Below are 19,875 nucleotides of genomic sequence, written 5' to 3' on the forward strand. Positions count from 1 at the left end.
GTGGTTGAGTCAGAACAGGCCGGGCAGCGTGAGCGGGGCCAGCAGGCTGTCTGTAAAGCGGGCGGGCAGCTCGGCGATGGCCACCCCTGCGCCATTGCCGACAATCAGGCTTTCGCGGTTTTCATACAGCGCCGCCACGGTGAGCAGCAGCCACTGCACCACGCCGGGGTAGTGGCTGAGGTCAGCCCCGGCCTCGTAATCGACAATGAGCAACCCCGGCGGGCGCGGGCCGGTCAGATGCAGGAAGGCTTCGCCGTTGCGGTTGACGATATGCCCCGGCATGGCCAGCGGCTGCACTGCGCCGTAACTGGCCGAGTCAGGCGAGAGATCAAACTGCCCTACGCCGACCAGCCGCCGCACCTGCCCTTTATCCAGCCGCTGATGGTCTGGCCGCGTGCTGGGCCAGTATTCGCGGTAGATCGCCTGACGCAGGGCGGCGCCGGTTTTGACTTCTGCCTGTTGCCGCGCCGCGGGGATCAGCATCTGCTCGATCAGGCCGCGCTCGCTGTCGTCGTCATCCAGCCTGCAGTGCGCTGCCACCTGTGCGAAGGTCAGCGGCTCGTCGCCGGTATAGCTCAGCAGCTCGGCCATCAGGGTTTCTCATCGTCATCGTCGGGGTTGTCGGGTGCGTTCGTTGAGGGGGCCGAGGGGGCCACGGTGCTCGTTGCGTCTGGCTCTTTGCTGGTTCTGGTTTTGCTGGCTTTCTTTTTACTGGCTGACTTGCCGCTGTATTCGGCCAGCCCTTTGTCGACCAGCACGGCGGCGGTGTCGGCCTCGAAGCCGGCCTTTTCATCCGCTGCGTAGCCGCGCCAGGGTTTTAGAAAGCGCACGATGTCGGTCGCCATGGTGAGTCACCTGTCGGGTTGAGGAGTTCAGTAAGGGAATATCAGAGCGGGCGGTGCCCCGCCCTGAGGGTGTGGCTATCGGTTAGAGCGATTTACCCCAGGTGACGCCGGTCAGCACCGCGACGGATTCCACATGGCGTGGGCCGAAGTCGTGCTTGGCAATCACGCGGATCAGCGTCTGATCACGCTGGAAGGCGCTGACCATGTTGCCTTCGGCGTCTTTGTAGGTGGCCTCTTTGCTGAGGTCGATCACCATATCGTCGTCTTCGCCGATAAAGCAGTCGGCAAAGTCAGTGAAGTGAATCTCTGACTCGTCGCCGTTATCGCCCAGATTGGTGGGGATCTGGGTGGTGGTGGCCACCGGGAAGCCCTTGAGCAGGTTGTTTTCCAGCGTGGGGTAAATGAAATTGCCGTTGCCATCGCGCAGGGAGGCCAGCCAGCGTTTGGTGCGTGGCGCCATGATGAACGCCGGGGCAATCATGTTGGCGTTGCCGTTCTCCAGCCGCAGGATCAGGCTCGACAGGGCCAGCTCGACGGTGTCGCGGTCGGTGGCTGCCGGGGCGGTGATCACGTTAAAGGCAGGCGCCCAGAAGCGCAGGCCCTTGGGCAGGTTGCCGGTGCCTGCACCGCGGATAAAGTGCAGGTCTTCGGTGAGGCCGATCGCCACGGTCAGATCGCTCACCACCAGCCGGTCAACGTTGGGGTTGGTGCCGGAATAGGCCAGCAGGTCGTTACTGATGGGCACGAGGCCTGCGAGCTTTTTCGAGCTGAGTTTGAGGTCTTCAAAGCTCATGGTGGTGACGGGGATATCTTCTTCGGTACCGATGTATTGCACGACCGCCCCGCCCTTGATGCGTGGGATGGTCAGATTGCCGTTGTTGAGCGGCAGCGACACGGTGCCAAGCCGACGCACCACGGACTTGGGCCGCAGCAGCTCGATCACCTCGGCGCTGAAGTTGGTGGGCACCAGTACGCCCCCGGCGCCGGGGGTGACGGTGCTCAGGGCCATGGCGACATCGGCACTCATGCCGTAATCACCGGCCAGCTGGGCGGCGTGCTGCTGGTTGCCACCGGCGGCGGCCAGCGCCCGCACCATTTGTGCCATGCGCGCGCCCTTGGGCAGCTCGGCAGCAAAGGGGCCTTCAATACGCGGGCTGCCTTTGTTGCCCTGCGCGCCCTCTTCCACCGGCACGGCGGTCTGGGCATTGCGGCGCTCGTTGGCTTCGGCGCGGGCCAGCTTGTCGCTCAGGCCGTTAAACTGAGCTTCCAGCGTTTCAAACTCGGCCAGCTGTTCAGCCGACAGGGTGCCGCCGTCGGCTTCCACCCGCCCCAGTGCCTGAAGCTGATCATTAATTACAGCGCGCTCATGGCGCAATTGGGTAATAAGGGACATGGTGTCCTCCTTTTTACGGACGAAAAAAAACCCGCCGGGGCGGGTTTAAAATTTCCTATTGTTTAAAGATCGCTTTTGACATTCAGCCACTCCCTATGAAAAGGGGCACCTTCTAAGTGTGATGAAAACTTATCAAAGAAATGTTTGATATTTTCTTTGTATATATCTTTAGACAAAACGCGGTCACTTTGTTCTTGTATGAATTCTTTAATTGTCAAACTCAGATCTATTTCGTGAAAAATTGTACTTTTAATAACATCATCATCAAAATTTTTTTTCCAAACTACAAAAAACAGATAATGTCTAAGTGCTGTCTTTCCTACTATATCTTTCAAGATATTTCTATAAAAATCACAATTCTCCAACGAGCTACTGCTAAGAAAATCAAGAATGTGACCTAATGAGAATAAGTAGGTTTGATATATTTCAGGTATTGGTTCTTTTTCCAATTCATGAAATTCTTTAAAATTTAGACGATCATGAAATTTATTCTCAAAACCTTGATCGTCGATACCCTCATACTGTTTAGTAACTTTATTTCTCAATTCTTCAATACGAGAAATAAGAATAAAGAACGTACTTTCAAACTTCTGCTGTTTCTGAGTATTATCAATTTCTTTTTGAATTGTTGTAGCTTCTTTCATCTCCTGCCTTGTTAATTCCATTTCCTGTTTACTCAGAGCAAGCTGATTCTCAGTTTGCTCTAGTGTTTTTTGGGAAATACTCAGCGACTCTTGAGTTTGCCTTAAAGTTATAATAAGCAAAACAATCGTAGCAAAGGCCATTAAAGGGTTAAGTACACCGCCGAAAAAATCTCCAACAACACCGAATTGTTCGCGGAGCTTAATGTGATCAACTGTGCAGTCTTTTCCACACCCTTCACCTATATAAGGAATTTGAACTTTCCATATATACAAAATGCCTATGGCGACAATTATGATCCCTACAATAGTAGAAATAACCCATGTCGAGTCTTTTTCCTTTTTATCTCCACTCACTGCTCAAATCTCCATTAGAAAAAAAGCCAGCATAGCTGTCACCATGCTGGCTTTCCACTCCGGGTGGTGACTTAACTCAGCCTTGCGTTAAATACTGGCCGGTCAGTTGGGTCAGGCGTTGCAGCCCGGCTTCCATGACGACGGGTAGCAGCTGCGCGGGTACGCGCTCTTTGACCAGCTGGGTGATGCTTGCGGCATCGGCCGGGTTGATGAATACGGCGCTCTGGGGGATCGGCGCTAACTGCATTTGCAGGTTGTGGTCGAGCTGGAGCACAAAACGCTGCTGGGTGAGCAGCTCGGTCAGCAGGCCGAGGGCGGCGCTTTCCTGATCTATCTGTGGCTGGGGCATGGCGACGCCTGCGTTGGCCAGCACCTTCTGGCATTCATGGTAATACTGGCTGGCTGCGTCGCGGGCGCTGGTCAGGCGATCACGGCTGACCGGCTCTGCACTGGGCCTGGCGCTGCTGAACAGTTCACTTTCCTGCAGTTGCTCCAGAAACTGCTGCAATGCTTTGGCCTTGCCCTGCTCGGCATAGGCAGGATTCGCCAGCCATTTGACCGCAGCGGCATCGAGCATGGGGTATTCCTGCTTGCCGAAGAGGCGGCGGCTGCGACGCTCTGCAGGAATCTGCTTCAATATCGGGCTCTGGCGGTACAGGCCGAGCACGCGCATTACGTCGGCTTCAAGGCACCAGATGCGGCCCGGCTCAACGATGATACGGAAGTGGCGACCATCCTGATAGGCCAGGGTGTAGGGCTTGCCGCTGTCACTGGCCAGTGCGGGGTGTGTGCTCTGCTGGTGAAGGCGCTTTTCGCACTCGATAAAGTAGCGCCGGGCTTCTCTGCCTTTATCGTTACGCTCAACCATCGCCAGCTCTTTGGCCATGTCTAGGGTTAGATGGTAGTCAGTTCTACCACGCCCATGCCCTATTCCCCGGTTTTGGGGAATAGCTATGAAGTCAGAGTTTTTGACGAATCCGTAGACTTCAATTCGATCTTTGATCCACGTAGAAAAGTCTTTGCCCACCTCCAAGAAAGCATGGAGCTGTCGGGCATCAACAAGTTGAGTAGTCTGGTTATCAAGTACACCGTTGAACACGGGTACCAGTGCATGCGATTGGTTAGCCATGGGGATGGCCTCCTTATGAGTTTAGTTAGTAGCGGTCTGCCAGTTAGTCGCTGGCAGCCGGGTGTCAACTGAGCCTCATAAGCTGCTCGGGCCTATTCCCCCGAAGGGTATTGTATTAACGCCTCTCCACCCGGCCATTACTTTCGTATAGGCGAGTTTGTACCTTTTTACGGGCACAAAAAAACCGCAAAGGCTGTCGGGTGCGGATGTCCGCTTATGAGTTCAGTGCTGACAAGTGTAGGCAGTGGGGGTTACGCCTGTCAACGTGCACTTCTGCCGTTATCGTTGCGTTCGACCATCGCCAGCTCTTTGGCCATGTCGAGGGTGATGTGGTAATCCTTTTGCGTAACGTTTCGACGGATTCCCGTTTTGGAAACCGTTAACAGGTAGTCTTGGTTTTCTATAAAGCCGTACTGTTCGATTCGCTCTTGAACCCAAGCAGCGAAAACTTTGCCCACACCAAGAAATGTATGGCGTTCACGAGTTTGGTACAGGGTGTGGGTGCCGGGAGGTTCGAAACGGTTCAAACGGACCGCGGACAGTTTTTCCCGAAGGTATTGTATGACTGTCGCCCTCCCGGCGGCACAGAAACGACAAAGCCCAGCGGTGCTGGGCTTTGGTCAGGCAGGTTGTTCCGATACGAATCACGCGTACTGCTTGCGCTCGGCTTCTTCCTGCAATTTCTTCGCTTGTTGCTCTTCAAAGGCTTCGCGCTGTTCGCGCTCTGCCATCATTTCACGGATCAGGCGTTTTTTCTCTGAGTCGGCAAACCGCTTCAGTACCTGACGGATCAACGGTTGATAGCCAATGCCGTTAGCTTTGGCGATCATTTTAAAGTCTTCAATCAGCGCTTTTTGCAGGCGGATTGAAATCAACTGCAGATCCAGCGCATCGTTCAGCGCCGCTTCGTCAATCGGATCTGCTACTTTAACGAACCGTTCATCCTGACCTAACTCGCCTGATTCCCACGCTTCTGCAGTTCCTGGAATTTTGGCTTGTTCGTTCATGCTTAGCTCCTTCATATGGCGATACGGGATGTGTACGGCCATCATTGCTGCGGATTGAAGCCCGACAGCATTTCGACTGCTGAAAGCAGTCACATCCTTACAGGGGAGTCCTGAAAAGGCAGTAAGCACCTCATTTAAGGTGCGCTTTTAGGGAACTTGAGTTCCCTTATACAAAGTAGTTTTTGCTAGTGAGCCAGCGTAGTTAAGACGCCTACATCAGTAGGCGTGCCTTCGGTAAATCTGCTGTATTGTTTCTGTCGCCTCGTAGCACGACTTGATGATTACCCCAATTTCGGGGTCATAGATATACATGACTTTAAGAACTCTACCGAAATCCGTTTCGGCCACAAACCACCGTGTAGGTGGGTCAGTGTAGTGTTCTTCCCGCTCATCCAATAGATCTTTACCATCTTTGTTGGCAAAGCATTGGATGATCTCCTCTTCACTTACGCCATGCTTAGATGCAAGCTTCTGGCGTATGTTACTGCTGATCACTAACTCCATGACACTCCCTGTATCTACTTTGTATATACAAAGTATATATCAACCAGTTTTTAAAAAACTACCCTCGCGCCAAACTAAATCACACCGCCTGCTCTGTACCGGGTAGCCAGTTGCAATCTCTGCCAGAGCCATCATAGCTCAACAAGAGCCCCTCACAGCCTCGCCTGCACGGCCAGTGCGCGTGCCCGTATGCCGATGCGCCGGGCCTGCTGACGTTCGGTGCGGCTGGTGGCAATGGCGCGGGCGATGTTGTCGACGGCTGCCTGCGGTGATTCCAGCCGATCAGCCAGCCCGGCGCTGATGGCGGTTTTGCCACGGTACAGCCCTGCTTCGGTGGCCATCACGCTGGCTGTGCTGAGGTTGCGGTAGTCTGCCACGGCGCTGACGAACATCTGGTAGCTCTCTTCGACGATCTCTTCGAGCACGTTGAGTGACTGTTCGCTCAGCGGTGCGTGGGGCGTCAGGTCATTTTTGTGGGCGCCTCGGTAGACGGTGGTGATTTTGACGCCCATGCCTTCTTCCAGTTTGGAGCGGTCGAGGTGGCTGGCGATGACGCCAATGGAGCCTACGCCGGAGGTCTGGCTGACGATGATGTCGCTGCAGGCAGAGGCGATGAGGTAGCCACCGGAATAGGCCATGTAGTTGACCAGCCCGGTGATGGGTTTGCTGGCCGTGGCCGCGCGGATGTCGGCGGCCAGCTCGAAGGCGCCGACCGCACTGCCGCCGGGGCTGTCGATGTCGAGCACGATGCGTTCAACCATGGGGTCTGCCACAGCGCGGTTGATCTGGCTGCGCAGGCCTTCGTAGCTGGTCATGGTTTCGCAGGGGTTGAGGTGCGCGCCACGGCTGACCAGCACGCCGTGCACGGGGATCACTTCGACCCCGGTATCGGCGATGGTGCGGCGGCGTTGTTCTTCGCGGATGGCCTGCGGGTCGGGGTAGTCTGCATCGTCCAGCATGCGTGGCTCTGTGATCTGGCCGACGCTGAGGTTGATGATGTTGAGGTGCATGGTCTGGTTGGCCCAGCGCACGGCCAGATCAAGCATGTCGGGCGTGGTCAGCAGCGGCTGGTTAAACAGCAGGCTGGCTGCGCGGAGGTGTCGTTTCATGCGGCGAGCATCCTGTCTATCAGTGTGCGCTGCTCTTGCAGGCTGGCGCGCACGTCGGGGTTGGTTGTGTCGGGGTAGCCGTTGGCGATGTCGACCATGTTGAGCGGGCTCAGGTAGATGTCGCCGTGCTCGACCGGGGGCATGTTTTCGAGCCTGCGGATGTCATTGACGGACAGCCAGCCCCATTGCCGGCCAACGGCGTAGGCGTCGTAGCGGCTCTTCTGGTCACCTCGCAGCAGGCCTGAGAGGTTGAATTCGATAAAGTAGTCCCGCCGGTCTTTCGGCAGCAGGAAGTCTCGCATCATGGCTTGTTCATGGCGCTTTACCCACGGCATGAGGGTGAAGACGACGTACTGAATCACGAGGTTTTCGACGTTGGCGTAACTGGCTTTGTCGAGGTCGTTGACCATGTGCAGCGGGATTTTGTATATCCGCGCGATGTCGACGGCGGTGGCCTTGAGGATGCCGAGTATTTCGGCATCGACGTTGGTCATGGAGACCGGTTTGAAGGTCATGCCTTCTTGCAGCATGGCGACCTTTTTGACGTTGTCGATGCCGCCGAACTTGGTCTGCCAGGCGTCGAGTATGCGGTCGATGGTGGCCTGTTCTCTGATGGGCTGCACTTCGCGTGGCCGCTCGATCACGCCTGATACGGCAGTGCCATTGGCGAAGGATTTGCCGGTGTATTGCCGCACGGCCTGTGCCATGCCGATGGCGTCGGCATGCACTTCGATGGGCGACAGGCCGGTGTAGCTGTTTTTGCTGAGCCAGCGAACGTGGTGGATCAGCCGCATGGGCACGGGCTCGCTGCCGTCGATGCGGTAATACGGCAGCAGGTCTGCGCCTTTGCAGACGATGACCCGTGACGGCTCCAGCGGGTATAGGCCGACGACGTTGCCATCGTTGCGACGCTCGATGCGGCTGAGGGCGTTGCCGCGCAGGCCAAGGCAGAGCTGGCTGAATTCGCGCTGTTCGTAGGCGGTTTGCCAGGGGTTGGGCTGGTAGCGCAGTACGTCGTACAGCGGGTGGTGGCTGGCTGTTTCGCGCTGGCCACCTTCTTTGCGCCGGTACAGTTCAAGGGGCAGCTGGCCGATGCTTTCGGCCAGCAGGCTGACGCAGTTTTGCAGGACGGTCAGGGCCATGGCGGATTCTGCTGTGACTCTGACACCAGTGACGGCTCTGCCGGAGCCGATCAGGCCACGCCAGAAGCTGCTGGTGCTGTCTGATACGGTGCCGACGTCTGCGCTGTCGCCAAGGCGTTGGCTGGTGAAGAACATGGTGGCTCCTGCGCTGCTTAGGGGGTGTGGGTGGGCTGCCGGGCGCGATGGCTGGCGACGGCTTTGTCTGCCAGCCATGCCCAGCCAAGCATGCCGGTGCCAGCGACGATCATGGCGCTGGGGATGTGGATCATGGCGATGCCTGCTATCAGCACGGCAAAGCCACTCAGGCCAATGACCCAGGTGAGGAAGGCGATGAATCTCACGGGTTGTCCTCAGATGCTGACATTGCTGTCTTCGTAAATGGAGGTGCCGCTGCCCGCCGCCACGTTGCCGCTGGTGCCGACGGCCATGATGCTGGCCACGATGCCGTCGATGCGGCCAGTGGCTTTTTGTTTGTCGACCTTGCGATTACCTGCCGGATCGGAGCTGGTGACGGCATTGCCTGCGCACCAGGTCAGCACCGGGTTGCCATCATGGCGGAGCTGATTGCCGAGCAGGCGCAGTTCAAATTCGTCTATCGCTGGCCCCATGTCACGGTAGCCCTGTCCGAAGGGTACCAGCGCGGGCAGGCTGATGCCGTCGTCTTCGATCATGCGCATGAGGTCTTCGATGCGCCAGCGGTCGTAGGCGATCTGGCGCACGTCGAAGTAGTCGCAGATGGTCACCAGCCGTTGCAGCACATGGCTTTTGCTGACAGCCCGGCCGGGGGTCACTTCGAGAAAGCGTTCCCGCAGCCATTGGGTGTAGGGCACGCGGTCACGCTCTTCGCGCTTGAGCAGCCCTTCTTCCGGTATCCAGAAGTACGGCAGCAGTCGCCAGCACGGGTCTTCTGCTGTGGGGTAAAACAGCAGCACCAGCGCGGTGAGGTCGGTGGTGCTGGACAGATCCAGCCCGGCGACGCAGGGGCGATCCCGCAGCAGGCGTATGCGCACCCGCTCTTCGGCCTGCGTCCAGATTTCCCATGAGATCCAGGGCGAGGCGGCCTGTGTCCATTCGCAGAAGTTGAGGCGGCGCACCACCGCTTCTTTCGAGGGCATGCCCTGCGCTTCGCCGATCTGTTCGCGCAGGTATTTGCGGCCGGGGATGCCGTCTTTGCGGCCTTCGAGGATGAAGTCGAGGGACGGATTGACCTTGGCCCAGCAGCTTTCGTCCTTAAACGGGTCGTCGCCTTTGTCGATGCTGCAGATGAAGGCGAAGACGGCGTCGTTGTGCTCTTTGCCTGCGCAGATGCGCGAGCCCATTTCGTGGTATTCCCAGCAGACGCTGGTTTTATCCGAGCCGCTGTTGGTGATCATGAAGATCAGCGCCTGGCTGCGGCTCTTGGTGCCTGCTCGCATCATGTTGACGATGTTGCCGTTGCGGTGCTCGTGTATCTCGTCCAGCAAGGCGATGTGTGGGCGCGGACCTGACTGGCCATCGTCGGCGCTGATCGGTTTGAAGAAGGAGGCAGTCCGCGGGTAGTAAAGGTTCCAGACCTTTTCACCGATGCCTGAAGGCACCAGCCGCGAGGCCAGTGCAGGCGACTGGTTGTACATGGCCACGGCGTCTCGAAAGAGGATCATGGCCTGATCTTTCTTGGTGGCGGCGGCGTACACTTCGGCGCGGGCTTCGTCATCGGCCATCAGTCCGTACAGGCCGATCCCGGCAGCCAGCGGGCTTTTACCCGAGCCTTTGGCCGTTTCAATGTACGCCAGCCGGAATCGTCGGGCGCCGTCGCTGTCTTTCCAGCCAAACAGGCTGCCAAGGATGAATGCCTGCCAGGGCGCGCACAGGAACGGGATGCCTTCGAAGTCACCACCGTTGAGAAACAGCACGTCTTCAAAGAAACCGATCACGCGCCGGGCAGCAGCCAGATCCCACACCAGCCCACGCTTGTGGCCGTTTTTCAGATCACGCAGGTGGCGCTTGCAGGCGTTGCGGATGTCTGGCCCGGCTACCAGTTCCCCTTTCACTACTGCCTGAGCATAGGCGGTGGCTCTGTCTTCTGCTTGCGTCAGCTCGCGCAGCTCAGAAGTACTTGGCCGCGGCCTCTTCATGCTCATTGGGGAACAGGTTTCCTTGCGCGGGGGCGGCAGGTTTCAGCGTTCGCCGCGCCATGGGGGAGAAGCCAAACTGTGCCCCCGCCGCGTTAGCGCGTTTTTCGGCATCGTTGGCCAGCTGTCGCCAGACAGAGATCTGTTTGGCACCGGTCGCGAAGGTTTGTACGTCACCCTTGTCACCCGATTCTGAGCGCTGGTTCTGCTCGGCGATCATGCAGCGAAACCGCTGCCAGTCGGCGACCGCTTCGCAATAGGTGGCGAGGGCCATCATGTCGAGGGTGGAGATCAGCCCAAGGGTGATGAGGTCAGGCAATACGCGCTGCCATTCGGCCGCGGCATCTTCCGTCAGCCAGTCGGGCATGGGCGGTGCTGCCACAGGCACCGCCGGTGTGGCGGCTTCGTCCAGCAGCTCCGACATGCTTTTTTTGCTGCGATTCCCCTGCAGCAGGTGGACAGTTGCCGGTTTGGCCGGCCGTCCTGAGTTGGCATTACCCGCCATAAGCCCTCCCTGATCAGGCTTTCGTGAGATACCCCCCCTCCCCATTTTTCCCGGTTGTGCAAGAAGAGGGGGGCATGCGGTCTAGAAGAAAAATCGGCAAAAGTCTGGGTACCCCCCTACCCCCTGCGATGGTCAGCCGGGGGAGGCGCGGTTCCAGTGGTGGTTCGGGTCGAGGGGGCGGCCATCGGCACCGCACCCCGCCACCCGGCCCGACCGTTCGAGCTGCTGCTTGACGCTGTCGTGGCAATGCTTGCAGAGGGGCTGCCAGTTGCTGCGATCCCAGAACAGGGCCTTGTCACCCCGGTGCGGAACGATGTGGTCAACCACCGATGCCGCAACCACCTTGCCCTGCCGATCACACAGGCAGCACAGCGGATGACGGCGCAGATAACCATCACGCGCCCGTTGCCAGGCATAGTCATACCCACGCTGGGATGACGACGCCCGCCGCTCAGGACTGGCTGCCATACACACTCCCCACCGATCAGTTGTTGTTCATGATTATTTCTGTTAGCCCAAAAGCACTAAGGCCCGCTATTGCGGGCCTTAGTGCTCGTTGTTGACATCCTCCCCGCACTAAAAGCACGGGGCTTGTCTCGCTACTTGGTCAGATACCGGCCAGTCAGTTTGGTCAGGCGTTGCAGCCCGGCTTCCATCAGGGCGGGCAGTAACTGCGCCGGAATGCGCTCGCTGATTAACTGGTGGATGCTCGCCAGATCCTGTGGGTTGATCAGCAGTGTGTCGGGCTGAATGGGTGTGAGCTTCATTTGATGGTTGAGGTCAAACTGCATGATGAAGCGTTGTTTGCCCAGCGCTTGGGCCGCCAGTGCGACCGGATCCTGACTTGGCTTCTCCAGCAGCTCTGGTCGGGTGAGCAGCTCGCTCAGGAATTTTCTGAACGGGGGCACGCGCTGGTCGTGCGCGTAGAGGAACACTTGTTCCATCCCTTCCAGTTTGATCATCCGCGCTCTGCGGTTTTTATGCGGCATATCGTCCCGCACAAAGCGGGGATGAATGCGGCGGTATGCAAACGCGGGTTCGCTCACCCCCAGCGCCTCGGTCAGGCTACCGGCTGAGAACCAGATATCGTTGCCTTCCACGGTGACGAGAAGCGTTTTGCCCTCGTAGAGGTATTCGTAAAACTCCAGCGCAATGGTGTTGTCTGGTAACGCCGCCGGGGTGGTTGCGGCGGTGGCAGCCTGATGGAATCGCTTTTCACACTCGATAAAGTATCGGCGTGCTTCTCTGCCTTTCTCATTACGCTCAACCATCGCCAGCTCTTTGGCCATATCGAGGGTCAGGTGGTAATCAATGTTTGGGCGACCACCTGTAGGTTTTTTCCCGTTTTGGAAAAAACTCACAAAGTCCTGATTTTCTTTAAATCCGTACTGTGTGATTCGACCTTGAATCCAGGCTGCGAAGGTTTTCTTTACGCTGAGGAAGCCGTGCAGCTCGCGTGCATCGACCAGTTGAGCGGGTTCGTTATTGATAGAGCCGGAAAACACTGGGACCAGTGCTGTAGTTGAGTTGGCCATGTCTGGCACTCCTGTATGTTCTTTTCTACGAGAAATAGGGAGTCGGGAGGGTAGAAACGGCCATACAAACCGCGGACTTATTCCCCTTTCGGGTATTGTATTCGTCGCCCTCCCGGCATAAACCGGGCAGCCATAGCTGGCGCACCTGCTTGTTGCAGGCACAAAAAAGCCAACGCTGACGGGGTTGGAGTAATCCGTGTATGTAAGAGGTTTCTACGCCTCGGGGTGCAGTTTAGGTGCGACTCCTTGAAGACGTCAATCAGAAATCGTGTTTTAGCCGTTACGCCTACCCATACACCCCCTCCACCGCCTTACCCCAGCACAATGGCCAGGTTTCCGGGTGGGGCTGGCCGGGTCGCCAGTTGCGGTGGTAGACCGTCCAGCCCAGCGACTCCTCGGTGCGGTTCGGCAGGCGGCCGGGGTCAGTCCAGAGCAGCAGACGGGCGAAGCAGCAGGCCAGCACATCATCGAACTCGATAGCCGCATACACCGCCGGGATGGTCGGTGGCACTTGGCGTGCGGCGCAGATCTCTGCGGCAAGTGCGCGGGTGGCTTTGTGCTCCAGCACGCCCTTGACCCCACCGCCCTGCTCGAACTGCCATAACCCGTGGGCAGGGCCACCGATCTGATGGCGATAGTGCAGGCGTGATTCCTGCCCGCCGATGGCCAGCAGCATCACTTCTGCCTGCGGGCTTCGCATCTTCTCCGGTAGCAGCTGCAAGGCAGGCTGGATGATGCCCGTGCGGATCGCGTTGTAATCGACTTCACTCATTGCCCACCTTCCCCACTACCTTTGGCAGCAGCATTTCGATCACAGACCGAAGCTCAGGCTCAGTGGCATGTTTCACCGCCTGAATGCCTGACGCCTTCACCTGCTCCAGCACCTTGCCCATCTTCTGCTGGCCATCGCCGCCCTGCTGCTCGGCGCTGAGAATGGCCGAGGTAACGGCGTGGCGCAGTTGTTTATCCATGGCGGTTCGCAGCACGATACGGCCGACGAACAGCACCAGCTGTAATGCCCATGCAGGCATGGTTCACCTCCTCCCCATCGGGATGCATCGCTGAATGGATTGCTTAACGTTCAGAGCCGACCTGCTTGCCGACCCATTTGATGGCGAGACCACGCAACGTAGTCACACCGAGAAAACCGATGGCCCCGCCAACGGCCATGACGACGTTCTCCGGCAAACCGAGCCAGGCAATCAGACTGCCTGAGCACAACGTCAGCGCACCGGAGATCAGTGCCTCCAGTGCCAGCCGGACCGGCTTGGTCTCTTTGCCGTCGTACAACACACGCAAGATGGAAATTACGGCAGCCATCACAGCCCCCTGCCAGGTTGGCGAGGTAGATAACGCATGCCAGATCGCCAGCCAGAACTGCGGTTCTTTCTCCGGCATTGCGCCCTCCCACGATCAGCCCAGAAACGAAAAAGCCCCGCACAGGGCGAGGCTCAGAATGAGTGCTACAGAAACGACAAACCCGGCACGGGGCCGGGTTTGCAGTGGTGAAGTGCGATTGCTACGGGTGCACTTCTTCGAAGATAGCGACATTGAACACCCCGATTCTCATGGCAGCAAGGGCTTTTTGCTGCCACCGGCGAATGTAGGCGAACACCCGGCCAATCCCGGTGAAAAAGTCCGGTTTTGGGCAAAACGCAGCAGCGGTGATCAGGTGCTGTCTGGCGAATTCAGGGTGAGACACAAGGTTAGACGGCTGTATCCCTTGTGGCTTCTGGCTTTGTCCCACTGTCCCACTTGTCCTACTACTTTCTTCACCTATAAAAGAAAGAAAAAAGAAGGCGTGCGCGCGGCGCGCGTATACGCGCGTGCGTAGCAAGGTGGGACAGTGGGACACGCCAGTAACGGCGCGGGCTGTAGCGGTGTCCCAGCATGACAGCCAGCTGGGACGGTGGGACAAGATCAGGTGAAGGCTCACGCTGCGCGCTCCAGCAGCAACTGAGCAATGGCCAGATGGGCCTCATGCAGGCGACGGTAATAGGTCGCCCGGCTAATACGGCAGGCAGCTATCTTCTGTTCCTCCAGACTGTCATGGTTGGTGTAATGCTCCAGCACGATAAACCGCAGCGCCTCCGATAGCTGTCGCGTCACAATCAGCTCGATGTCATAGCCACGGTCAGTCAGCACCTTGCCGCCGGGGCTGCCACGAATCAACACCCCCTTGCTCTCCATCAGACGGGCAATCATATTTTGCCCGCGCGGCTCCTCCTCCTGCTGACGTGGCGGGTGATACTCCTGCGCCCAGTCCTTCAGCAAAGCATCCATCGCGGCAATCACAGGACCGGCTCCAGCTCTTCCACTGCCGGGCTGGCTTCGGGGGTGGTCTGCTCCTCATACTTGATCCAGTTATCGGGCCGCTTATAACCCCAGGGCCGGGCGCCGGAGCGCGTCGGCTTGGTCAGCCGTGCCCGACGCCAGCCCAGCCGGTGCATGATGTGGCCAATACGCATCTGCTCAGGCTTGCCCCAGTGGCCAAAATCGAGCTTCAACGCATCCGACAGAATCACATCACTGGTCACAAACTCACCAATGTAATACTCCAGCCAGTTCAGAACCTGATGCTCCCAGGCATCCACCGCATAGCGGCTGTCCTGTTGCTCCTCAAACAGCGTTCGCTCCTCCGGCTCCACCCACCAGATCGCCCCATCCCGGTAGCACTGCATCGCTTCGGCCCACAGCTGATCACGAATCTCACGGATGGCATCCAGGTGGATGGTTGTCACCGTCACCGGCCAGTAACGTCGGTTGCCCGTGCTGTCCTTGAGGTATTCCTCCTGATTGGTGGTGCCAGCGAACACACACTGGCGTGGCAGATCAATCGCCCGTCGCCCGTAACTCTCGCGAAAGGTATCTACACGCGCCCCGAAGAACTGTTTGGCCTTGGTGCTGTCGGCCTTGTTAAAGGCATCCAGCTCGCCCAGCTCGATAATCCACTTGCCGCGAATGGTCTGGAACGCTTCCTTGTCGCCCAGAGTAAAGGGCGTATCCATAAACCACTCACCGCCGAGGATCGACAGCGCCGTGCTCTTGCCCGCGCCCTGCCCGCCTTCGAGGATCAACACGTTATCCATCTTGCAGCCGGGATCCATCACCCGCGCCACCGCGCCGACCATCCAGCGCTCGGCTACCAGCTCCGAATACTTACCCGGCGCCACCCCAAGGCACTGATTCAGCCAGAACGACAGCCGCGGCGTGCCATCCCACTGGAGCGACAGCAGATACTCCTTCACCGGATGCGACGACGACTGCGCCGCCACCACCGTAACGGCCTCCACCACCGCGCCAATCTTGGTATTGAAGTTGTAGGTCTGTGACAGCCAGTTAAGGGTCATCGTGTCATCAGTATCCGACCACTCGCCGGTGCTACCACCGTAGGGCGGCGTTTTCGCCTTGTAGACCTTGGTGCTGAAATCATCGCGGCGGATCACACCCTGCCAGCGCACATCATTCGAGAGGATCAGCACCACGTTGCTCATGTGCGACACCAGTGCGCCTGACTGAGTGTATTGCAGCTTGTCTTTCCAGCCGCCGACCGCCTCCGGCCGCACCACCTCCATGATCTGATCACGCACCCGCTCCAGTCCTTCGGCCAGGTGCAAGTCATTAAAATCCGTCCAGCTATCCTGCCGATCCGGGCCAAAGGTCGGCTTCAGCCACTGCCCGCCCAACACCAGCGCCGCATCGTCCGCCTTCTCTACACCGGGGTTCCATGCTTCACCGCTGGGGCGCTTGGTCTTCCAGTCATCATCGGCGCAGAAGATCAGCGGACGGCCGGGGAACAGCTCCCGCATGGCCTTACCCACCGACAGCAGATTGCCCGCATCAAAGGCCACCGCCACCGTAAACTGCGTCGCCATATGGATGCTGGCCGCCGTGGCATAGCCTTCCGCCACCAGAATCGGCTCACCGGGGTCAGGGTGACGGCCCAGCATATGGAAAGCGCCCTCTTTATCCATCCCTTTGGGCACATACTGCTTGGTCAGCCCCGACTCCGGGTGCGACGCCGGGTAGATCACCTGCAGGCCGACAATATTCGACTTACGGTCACGCATGGGCACCAGCACCGAACCGTTCGGCGTGAACTTTACCCCAACCGGCACTACCTGCTTGCGCAACAGATACGGGCTGGCACCCTTATCGCTCATACGCTCCCAGAATTGCCGCGCCCGTTTCGCCGCGACCCGCGCAGCGTGCACCTTACGCTCCCGCGCCTTCTGCATGGCCTCAGCCTGCCGGGCCTTCAACACCTCGCGCTCTTCCGCCGTCAGCGGCACGCCCTTGGTCTTGATCTTGTGCGGCTCCTGCGTGCGCCAGTCACCATAGGCACCGAAATACATCACCCGGCCAGATGTCGTATGGTACTGATGCACCACATACCAGCCGGTCGCCTTCTTGCCCTTGTCGCCTTCCATCGGGCAACGTGACAGCTTACCCAGCTCCAGCGGAGTGGAAGGCTGCAGGCCGTATTGCCGCAGCTGGCTCATCACCTCATCCAGCGCCTCAAAGCTCATCCCCGCGCCCTCCTTGCCGCCGCGTCACGCTTCTCGGTTATCGCCTGACACTCAGCACACCGGCAGCAGCCCTCCTGCATGGCCAGCCTGCGCCGGGCGGGAATCTCACCGCCGCAATCGACGCACTCAAACAACACCGGGCCACTAAGAAGAGGCTGACGCGCAGACAGCCAGTGATCCATCCGCAGCTCGATCAGCTCACTGGCTCTATCGACGTTATCCATGGGAGTGCCCTCCCTTGCCCTGCAGATGGACCAGCCTGGCCCGCTGATACAACCCCACCGCCGCACGAATCAGCCGGTTACTCAGCTTCTGCGTGGCAGCCAGCTCACTGGCGGAAATCTCCCCGTCCTCGATATGCTGCGCCGTGGCCTCCACCGTATCGGCGGCAGTACGCAGCAACTCACTGGCACTGGCCACCAGATTGGCCGGCACCTCCTCAAACTCCAGCCGGGCCACCTCAAACCACAACGTATTACCCAGCTCAGCGTGCAAGGCATCCAGCACAATGGCGCGGCCCTTCGGCTCCACATAACGGAGGAAGTCCATCACCTCGACCAGATTCAGCACATGGTGGGTATGGGCAGGATCAAACTTATGAGAAAGGGTTGTCGGGTTGCGGCCCGTGGCATACGCAAAGCCGGTGATACCGCCCCGGCAATACGCCTCACTCCGCGCGACTAAACGCAGCGCCTCCGGCAGAGGCAACACCTCACGCTCCAGGCGATCAAAAGAATCAGACATGGCAAAAATACCTAAACGCTGCCAGTGCCCAAGCACGTACACCTTTGATAGAGTACGCAGTACGGCACAGGCATGACTGTGTCCAGCGGATGGCTGCTCTGTGGTGGAAAGGCCATCCGCGCCCTAACGGCTACGCCGTGGCCCGGTGTGAACTGTGGTGGTGAGCACCGGGCCAATCTCTCAGCAGCGGGTCAGGCTGCCTTATCAGAAGCAAACAGTGCCGGCGGATAAAAGTGCTCAAGCAAGCACTCCCGTGACACTCTCCCCCCCGAATGCAATACCAGACGTGCCATCAACTCACGGCGCGGCACCTTCTGGCTGAACTTCAACTGATCCACATAACGTGGCGAACTCTCGCAACGCGCGGCGTATTCAGCCAACTCCTCAGCGCTCAACTGCGCAATAAAAACTCGAAAGCTAGACATGGGCTAAAGCCTCCTCAGCCGATTGCCCTGCCAAATTACCATCATAAAGATCATAAAACAACACCGTTTTGATGTTTTACCTTTCAAATAAAATCATTAGTATCATCAAAACACCTTTAAGCAGCCAGAAACCATCAATCATGCAAAGACGAACCCTCTCCGAAATCCGCCTCAACAACGCCCGTTTGCTGCAGGAATCCGTAGGCGGACAAAAAGGCATGATCGAAAAAACCGGCAAATCCCAGTCGCAGATCAGCGCCATCATGGGAGAAAACCCCAGCCGCAACATCGGCAACAAGCTGGCCAAACTGCTGGAAGACACCTTTGCCCTGCCAGATGGCTGGATGGACCACTGGCACGACACCATCGACGGTGACGCCCAGCCCTCCATCTACATTCGAGAAGCCGAACAATCCCCCTTCGGCAACAATCGCCCGGTCTATGTGCCCATCCCCGTGCTCGACGTACACCTCGCAGCCGGCTTTGGCACAGTAGTGGATAGAGAAGAAGTGACCCAATGGACTGAAATACCCCACGAATTTATCGCCAGTGACGGCCTGAGCGCCCTCAGCCTGGCGGCCGTGCACATCAGCGGCGACTCGATGACGCCCCGCCTGCAGAACGGCGACCGCGTGCTGATCGACACCGCCGACAAACAGATCAAAGACGGCAAGGTCTACGCCATCGCCGTAGAAGACGAACTGAGGGTAAAGCGGCTGTTCAAGAAGATTGGCGGCGGCATCCTGATCAGCTCAGATAACAAAGCCGATCCGGCCTACCGGGATGAGCTGATCACCCCCCAGGATGAGCATCACCTGAGAGTGATTGGGCGAGTGGTGAGGATTATTAGTGGGGCTTTGTGAGTCAGCGAAGATATCCAGTTGCACAGTTAAAAAAGGGATAGGTGTGTCTTACCACCTCTCAAACCTTGATGTTTAAAGGCTTCAACTGCATAACCAACTTCAAAGTGTATGGATGTACACTTAATGGATGTTTTATTTTGTTTGCGGTAGACTCCCAGTTGAATAATATCTGATCGATATTATTACTTCACAGCATCGGTGCTAGTAGCCTGATGCTGTTTGATTTTAATGCAGGAGAAGAAAATGTTAGCTTACGCCCCAACACCAGAAGCAGAAGAGCACACTCATGCTCCTTCAGCGTCTGCTCAGGCGAAGCAAGACGCTGTAGCAGTTGTAGATAACGGCACACCTGAAGTTGAGCATAAGCCGTTTGATAAGAAGCAACTTCTCGTTCATATGCGCAAGAATCGGAAGGTGCGTCCTGTGCCAAACGAGCCCAAACACTACTGCAGTATTGGTTGACCTGAACGCACAAGTCGCTTTATTTCGCTCCTTCTATTCACTTAACTTCCCTGATACCCTCACCTTCAATTTCTTGTTCAAAAGCAACAGGTGTTGAAGGTGACGGCAACACAAAGTCAAGCTAGGCAAACATACGAAGACGCACGCAGTCACTATCAAGCACAGCGTGACGATGCTTACCGATATGTAGAGTCTGACTACCTTAGAGATCTAGACCTACCCAGCTCAGTAGATTCCAGGCTGATTAAGCTTGCCCCTATAAACCGTCAAACTTTAGCCCTGGTGCCACCAAGTAGCCCTACTGGATTCATCGGCCTTAATTGGCAAAAGAAGGCAGGTTCATACCTGCGCCATCCACGGCGTTTTGAGCTATCAATCTGGTATGGCGACAAGCTGCAAGGCGTCTCATTTGGGCGCGCCTCAAAGGGTAACCAACGCGTTCGGATTGACATGGTAGAAAGGACCGACAGCACACTTAAAGGCTTTATTTACCCCATAACGCTCGAGTGCGCCCTCGCATACGCCATTAACATCGACCGTCGAACAGTGGTAGTCAAAGACCCAGTACCTGCAC

General features: G+C 57.7%; 26 protein-coding genes. 3 read left to right on the plus strand and 23 right to left on the minus strand.

Annotation, left to right across the window (positions count from 1 at the left end; all coding sequences use genetic code 11):
• Positions 1-9 precede the first annotated feature (9 nt).
• The 18 genes from QCD60_RS24035 to QCD60_RS24120 form a co-directional block, all read right to left on the minus strand.
• Entirely contained in the window at positions 10-591 is a 582-nt protein-coding gene (locus QCD60_RS24035) for a hypothetical protein (protein WP_279789179.1), read from the minus strand.
• Positions 591-845 carry a hypothetical protein gene (locus QCD60_RS24040; protein ID WP_279789181.1) on the minus strand — a complete coding sequence of 85 codons (255 nt, stop codon included), beginning with the start codon at positions 843-845 and terminating at the stop codon, positions 591-593. Before QCD60_RS24040 ends, QCD60_RS24035 begins: the two co-directional genes overlap by 1 nt.
• A gap of 82 nt (positions 846-927) precedes the next feature.
• Positions 928-2,238 (minus strand): phage major capsid protein, encoded by a 1,311-nt coding sequence (locus QCD60_RS24045; protein ID WP_279789183.1) that lies wholly within the window; start codon positions 2,236-2,238, stop codon positions 928-930.
• 62 nt (positions 2,239-2,300) lie between these two features.
• On the minus strand, positions 2,301-3,236 hold the full coding sequence (locus QCD60_RS24050) for a hypothetical protein (protein WP_279789185.1): 936 nt from the start codon (positions 3,234-3,236) through the stop codon (positions 2,301-2,303).
• Between the two features lie 76 nt (positions 3,237-3,312).
• Positions 3,313-4,365 carry an antA/AntB antirepressor family protein gene (locus tag QCD60_RS24055; protein ID WP_279789187.1) on the minus strand — a complete coding sequence of 351 codons (1,053 nt, stop codon included), beginning with the start codon at positions 4,363-4,365 and terminating at the stop codon, positions 3,313-3,315.
• Between the two features lie 260 nt (positions 4,366-4,625).
• The gene (locus tag QCD60_RS24060) at positions 4,626-4,892 is read right to left on the minus strand and encodes an antA/AntB antirepressor family protein (RefSeq protein ID WP_279789189.1); all 267 of its coding nucleotides are present in this window, start codon (positions 4,890-4,892) and stop codon (positions 4,626-4,628) included.
• Positions 4,893-5,009: 117 nt separating this feature from the next.
• The gene (locus QCD60_RS24065) at positions 5,010-5,372 is read right to left on the minus strand and encodes a hypothetical protein (RefSeq protein ID WP_279789191.1); all 363 of its coding nucleotides are present in this window, start codon (positions 5,370-5,372) and stop codon (positions 5,010-5,012) included.
• A 216-nt stretch (positions 5,373-5,588) separates the two neighbouring features.
• The gene (locus tag QCD60_RS24070) at positions 5,589-5,876 is read right to left on the minus strand and encodes a hypothetical protein (protein WP_279789193.1); all 288 of its coding nucleotides are present in this window, start codon (positions 5,874-5,876) and stop codon (positions 5,589-5,591) included.
• 152 nt (positions 5,877-6,028) lie between these two features.
• Positions 6,029-6,985 carry a S49 family peptidase gene (locus tag QCD60_RS24075; RefSeq protein ID WP_279789195.1) on the minus strand — a complete coding sequence of 319 codons (957 nt, stop codon included), beginning with the start codon at positions 6,983-6,985 and terminating at the stop codon, positions 6,029-6,031.
• Complete coding sequence (locus QCD60_RS24080) at positions 6,982-8,262, minus strand: phage portal protein (RefSeq protein ID WP_279789198.1); 1,281 nt, start codon at positions 8,260-8,262, stop codon at positions 6,982-6,984. The genes QCD60_RS24075 and QCD60_RS24080 overlap by 4 nt, the downstream gene beginning before the upstream one ends.
• Before the next feature lie 17 nt (positions 8,263-8,279).
• Positions 8,280-8,468, minus strand: coding sequence for a hypothetical protein (locus tag QCD60_RS24085; RefSeq protein WP_279789200.1), 189 nt, complete (start codon positions 8,466-8,468; stop codon positions 8,280-8,282).
• 9 nt (positions 8,469-8,477) lie between these two features.
• Positions 8,478-10,247 carry a terminase TerL endonuclease subunit gene (locus QCD60_RS24090; protein WP_279789202.1) on the minus strand — a complete coding sequence of 590 codons (1,770 nt, stop codon included), beginning with the start codon at positions 10,245-10,247 and terminating at the stop codon, positions 8,478-8,480.
• Positions 10,213-10,743: a phage terminase small subunit P27 family gene (locus tag QCD60_RS24095; RefSeq protein ID WP_279789204.1), complete on the minus strand. Its 531-nt coding sequence runs from the start codon at positions 10,741-10,743 to the stop codon at positions 10,213-10,215. Before QCD60_RS24095 ends, QCD60_RS24090 begins: the two co-directional genes overlap by 35 nt.
• A 132-nt stretch (positions 10,744-10,875) precedes the next feature.
• Positions 10,876-11,211: an HNH endonuclease signature motif containing protein gene (locus tag QCD60_RS24100; RefSeq protein ID WP_279789206.1), complete on the minus strand. Its 336-nt coding sequence runs from the start codon at positions 11,209-11,211 to the stop codon at positions 10,876-10,878.
• Positions 11,212-11,342: 131 nt separating this feature from the next.
• Entirely contained in the window at positions 11,343-12,278 is a 936-nt protein-coding gene (locus QCD60_RS24105; protein WP_279789208.1) for an antA/AntB antirepressor family protein, read from the minus strand.
• A gap of 286 nt (positions 12,279-12,564) precedes the next feature.
• Positions 12,565-13,050: a hypothetical protein gene (locus QCD60_RS24110; protein ID WP_279789210.1), complete on the minus strand. Its 486-nt coding sequence runs from the start codon at positions 13,048-13,050 to the stop codon at positions 12,565-12,567.
• Positions 13,043-13,309 (minus strand): hypothetical protein, encoded by a 267-nt coding sequence (locus QCD60_RS24115; RefSeq protein ID WP_279789212.1) that lies wholly within the window; start codon positions 13,307-13,309, stop codon positions 13,043-13,045. The genes QCD60_RS24110 and QCD60_RS24115 overlap by 8 nt, the downstream gene beginning before the upstream one ends.
• A 43-nt stretch (positions 13,310-13,352) precedes the next feature.
• Entirely contained in the window at positions 13,353-13,676 is a 324-nt protein-coding gene (locus QCD60_RS24120; RefSeq protein ID WP_279789214.1) for a phage holin, lambda family, read from the minus strand.
• Between the two features lie 58 nt (positions 13,677-13,734).
• Between QCD60_RS24120 and QCD60_RS24125 the strand changes: the two genes are divergently transcribed.
• Positions 13,735-14,112, plus strand: coding sequence for a hypothetical protein (locus QCD60_RS24125; protein ID WP_279789216.1), 378 nt, complete (start codon positions 13,735-13,737; stop codon positions 14,110-14,112).
• A 98-nt stretch (positions 14,113-14,210) separates the two neighbouring features.
• Here QCD60_RS24125 and QCD60_RS24130 read toward each other — a convergent pair whose 3' ends face one another.
• From QCD60_RS24130 to QCD60_RS24150, 5 genes are all read right to left on the minus strand, one after another.
• Positions 14,211-14,573, minus strand: a complete 363-nt coding sequence (locus QCD60_RS24130; RefSeq protein WP_279789219.1) for a hypothetical protein — start codon at positions 14,571-14,573, stop codon at positions 14,211-14,213.
• Positions 14,570-16,807, minus strand: coding sequence for a VapE domain-containing protein (locus QCD60_RS24135; RefSeq protein WP_279789221.1), 2,238 nt, complete (start codon positions 16,805-16,807; stop codon positions 14,570-14,572). Before QCD60_RS24135 ends, QCD60_RS24130 begins: the two co-directional genes overlap by 4 nt.
• Complete coding sequence (locus QCD60_RS24140; RefSeq protein WP_279789223.1) at positions 16,804-17,031, minus strand: TraR/DksA family transcriptional regulator; 228 nt, start codon at positions 17,029-17,031, stop codon at positions 16,804-16,806. Before QCD60_RS24140 ends, QCD60_RS24135 begins: the two co-directional genes overlap by 4 nt.
• On the minus strand, positions 17,024-17,551 hold the full coding sequence (locus QCD60_RS24145; RefSeq protein WP_279789225.1) for a phage regulatory CII family protein: 528 nt from the start codon (positions 17,549-17,551) through the stop codon (positions 17,024-17,026). The genes QCD60_RS24140 and QCD60_RS24145 overlap by 8 nt, the downstream gene beginning before the upstream one ends.
• 191 nt (positions 17,552-17,742) lie before the next feature.
• Positions 17,743-17,976, minus strand: coding sequence for a hypothetical protein (locus tag QCD60_RS24150; RefSeq protein WP_279789227.1), 234 nt, complete (start codon positions 17,974-17,976; stop codon positions 17,743-17,745).
• A gap of 140 nt (positions 17,977-18,116) precedes the next feature.
• On the opposite strand from QCD60_RS24150, the gene QCD60_RS24155 reads away from it, so the two are divergent.
• Both QCD60_RS24155 and QCD60_RS24160 read left to right on the plus strand, forming a co-directional pair.
• Positions 18,117-18,839 (plus strand): S24 family peptidase, encoded by a 723-nt coding sequence (locus QCD60_RS24155; protein WP_279789229.1) that lies wholly within the window; start codon positions 18,117-18,119, stop codon positions 18,837-18,839.
• Between the two features lie 243 nt (positions 18,840-19,082).
• On the plus strand, positions 19,083-19,301 hold the full coding sequence (locus tag QCD60_RS24160; protein WP_279789231.1) for a hypothetical protein: 219 nt from the start codon (positions 19,083-19,085) through the stop codon (positions 19,299-19,301).
• Positions 19,302-19,875: the final 574 nt, after the last annotated feature.

Origin of the sequence: Pokkaliibacter sp. MBI-7 (genome assembly GCF_029846635.1) — a bacterium.
GTDB lineage: Bacteria > Pseudomonadota > Gammaproteobacteria > Pseudomonadales > Balneatricaceae > Pokkaliibacter.

Excerpts from the sequence above, each read along its gene's own strand:
- QCD60_RS24125 (WP_279789216.1), top strand. The coding sequence starts at position 13,735 with ATGAGTGCTACAGAAACGACAAACCCGGCACGGGGCCGGGTTTGCAGT.
- QCD60_RS24070 (WP_279789193.1), bottom strand. The coding sequence starts at position 5,876 with ATGGAGTTAGTGATCAGCAGTAACATACGCCAGAAGCTTGCATCTAAG.
- QCD60_RS24135 (WP_279789221.1), bottom strand. The coding sequence starts at position 16,807 with ATGAGCTTTGAGGCGCTGGATGAGGTGATGAGCCAGCTGCGGCAATAC.
- QCD60_RS24045 (WP_279789183.1), bottom strand. The coding sequence starts at position 2,238 with ATGTCCCTTATTACCCAATTGCGCCATGAGCGCGCTGTAATTAATGAT.
- QCD60_RS24080 (WP_279789198.1), bottom strand. The coding sequence starts at position 8,262 with ATGTTCTTCACCAGCCAACGCCTTGGCGACAGCGCAGACGTCGGCACC.
- QCD60_RS24065 (WP_279789191.1), bottom strand. The coding sequence starts at position 5,372 with ATGAACGAACAAGCCAAAATTCCAGGAACTGCAGAAGCGTGGGAATCA.
- QCD60_RS24110 (WP_279789210.1), bottom strand. The coding sequence starts at position 13,050 with ATGAGTGAAGTCGATTACAACGCGATCCGCACGGGCATCATCCAGCCT.
- QCD60_RS24115 (WP_279789212.1), bottom strand. The coding sequence starts at position 13,309 with ATGCCTGCATGGGCATTACAGCTGGTGCTGTTCGTCGGCCGTATCGTG.
- QCD60_RS24150 (WP_279789227.1), bottom strand. The coding sequence starts at position 17,976 with ATGTCTAGCTTTCGAGTTTTTATTGCGCAGTTGAGCGCTGAGGAGTTG.
- QCD60_RS24040 (WP_279789181.1), bottom strand. The coding sequence starts at position 845 with ATGGCGACCGACATCGTGCGCTTTCTAAAACCCTGGCGCGGCTACGCA.
- QCD60_RS24035 (WP_279789179.1), bottom strand. The coding sequence starts at position 591 with ATGGCCGAGCTGCTGAGCTATACCGGCGACGAGCCGCTGACCTTCGCA.
- QCD60_RS24075 (WP_279789195.1), bottom strand. The coding sequence starts at position 6,985 with ATGAAACGACACCTCCGCGCAGCCAGCCTGCTGTTTAACCAGCCGCTG.
- QCD60_RS24160 (WP_279789231.1), top strand. The coding sequence starts at position 19,083 with ATGTTAGCTTACGCCCCAACACCAGAAGCAGAAGAGCACACTCATGCT.
- QCD60_RS24140 (WP_279789223.1), bottom strand. The coding sequence starts at position 17,031 with ATGGATAACGTCGATAGAGCCAGTGAGCTGATCGAGCTGCGGATGGAT.
- QCD60_RS24095 (WP_279789204.1), bottom strand. The coding sequence starts at position 10,743 with ATGGCGGGTAATGCCAACTCAGGACGGCCGGCCAAACCGGCAACTGTC.
- QCD60_RS24090 (WP_279789202.1), bottom strand. The coding sequence starts at position 10,247 with ATGAGCATGAAGAGGCCGCGGCCAAGTACTTCTGAGCTGCGCGAGCTG.
- QCD60_RS24120 (WP_279789214.1), bottom strand. The coding sequence starts at position 13,676 with ATGCCGGAGAAAGAACCGCAGTTCTGGCTGGCGATCTGGCATGCGTTA.
- QCD60_RS24145 (WP_279789225.1), bottom strand. The coding sequence starts at position 17,551 with ATGTCTGATTCTTTTGATCGCCTGGAGCGTGAGGTGTTGCCTCTGCCG.
- QCD60_RS24100 (WP_279789206.1), bottom strand. The coding sequence starts at position 11,211 with ATGGCAGCCAGTCCTGAGCGGCGGGCGTCGTCATCCCAGCGTGGGTAT.
- QCD60_RS24105 (WP_279789208.1), bottom strand. The coding sequence starts at position 12,278 with ATGGCCAACTCAACTACAGCACTGGTCCCAGTGTTTTCCGGCTCTATC.
- QCD60_RS24155 (WP_279789229.1), top strand. The coding sequence starts at position 18,117 with ATGCAAAGACGAACCCTCTCCGAAATCCGCCTCAACAACGCCCGTTTG.
- QCD60_RS24055 (WP_279789187.1), bottom strand. The coding sequence starts at position 4,365 with ATGGCTAACCAATCGCATGCACTGGTACCCGTGTTCAACGGTGTACTT.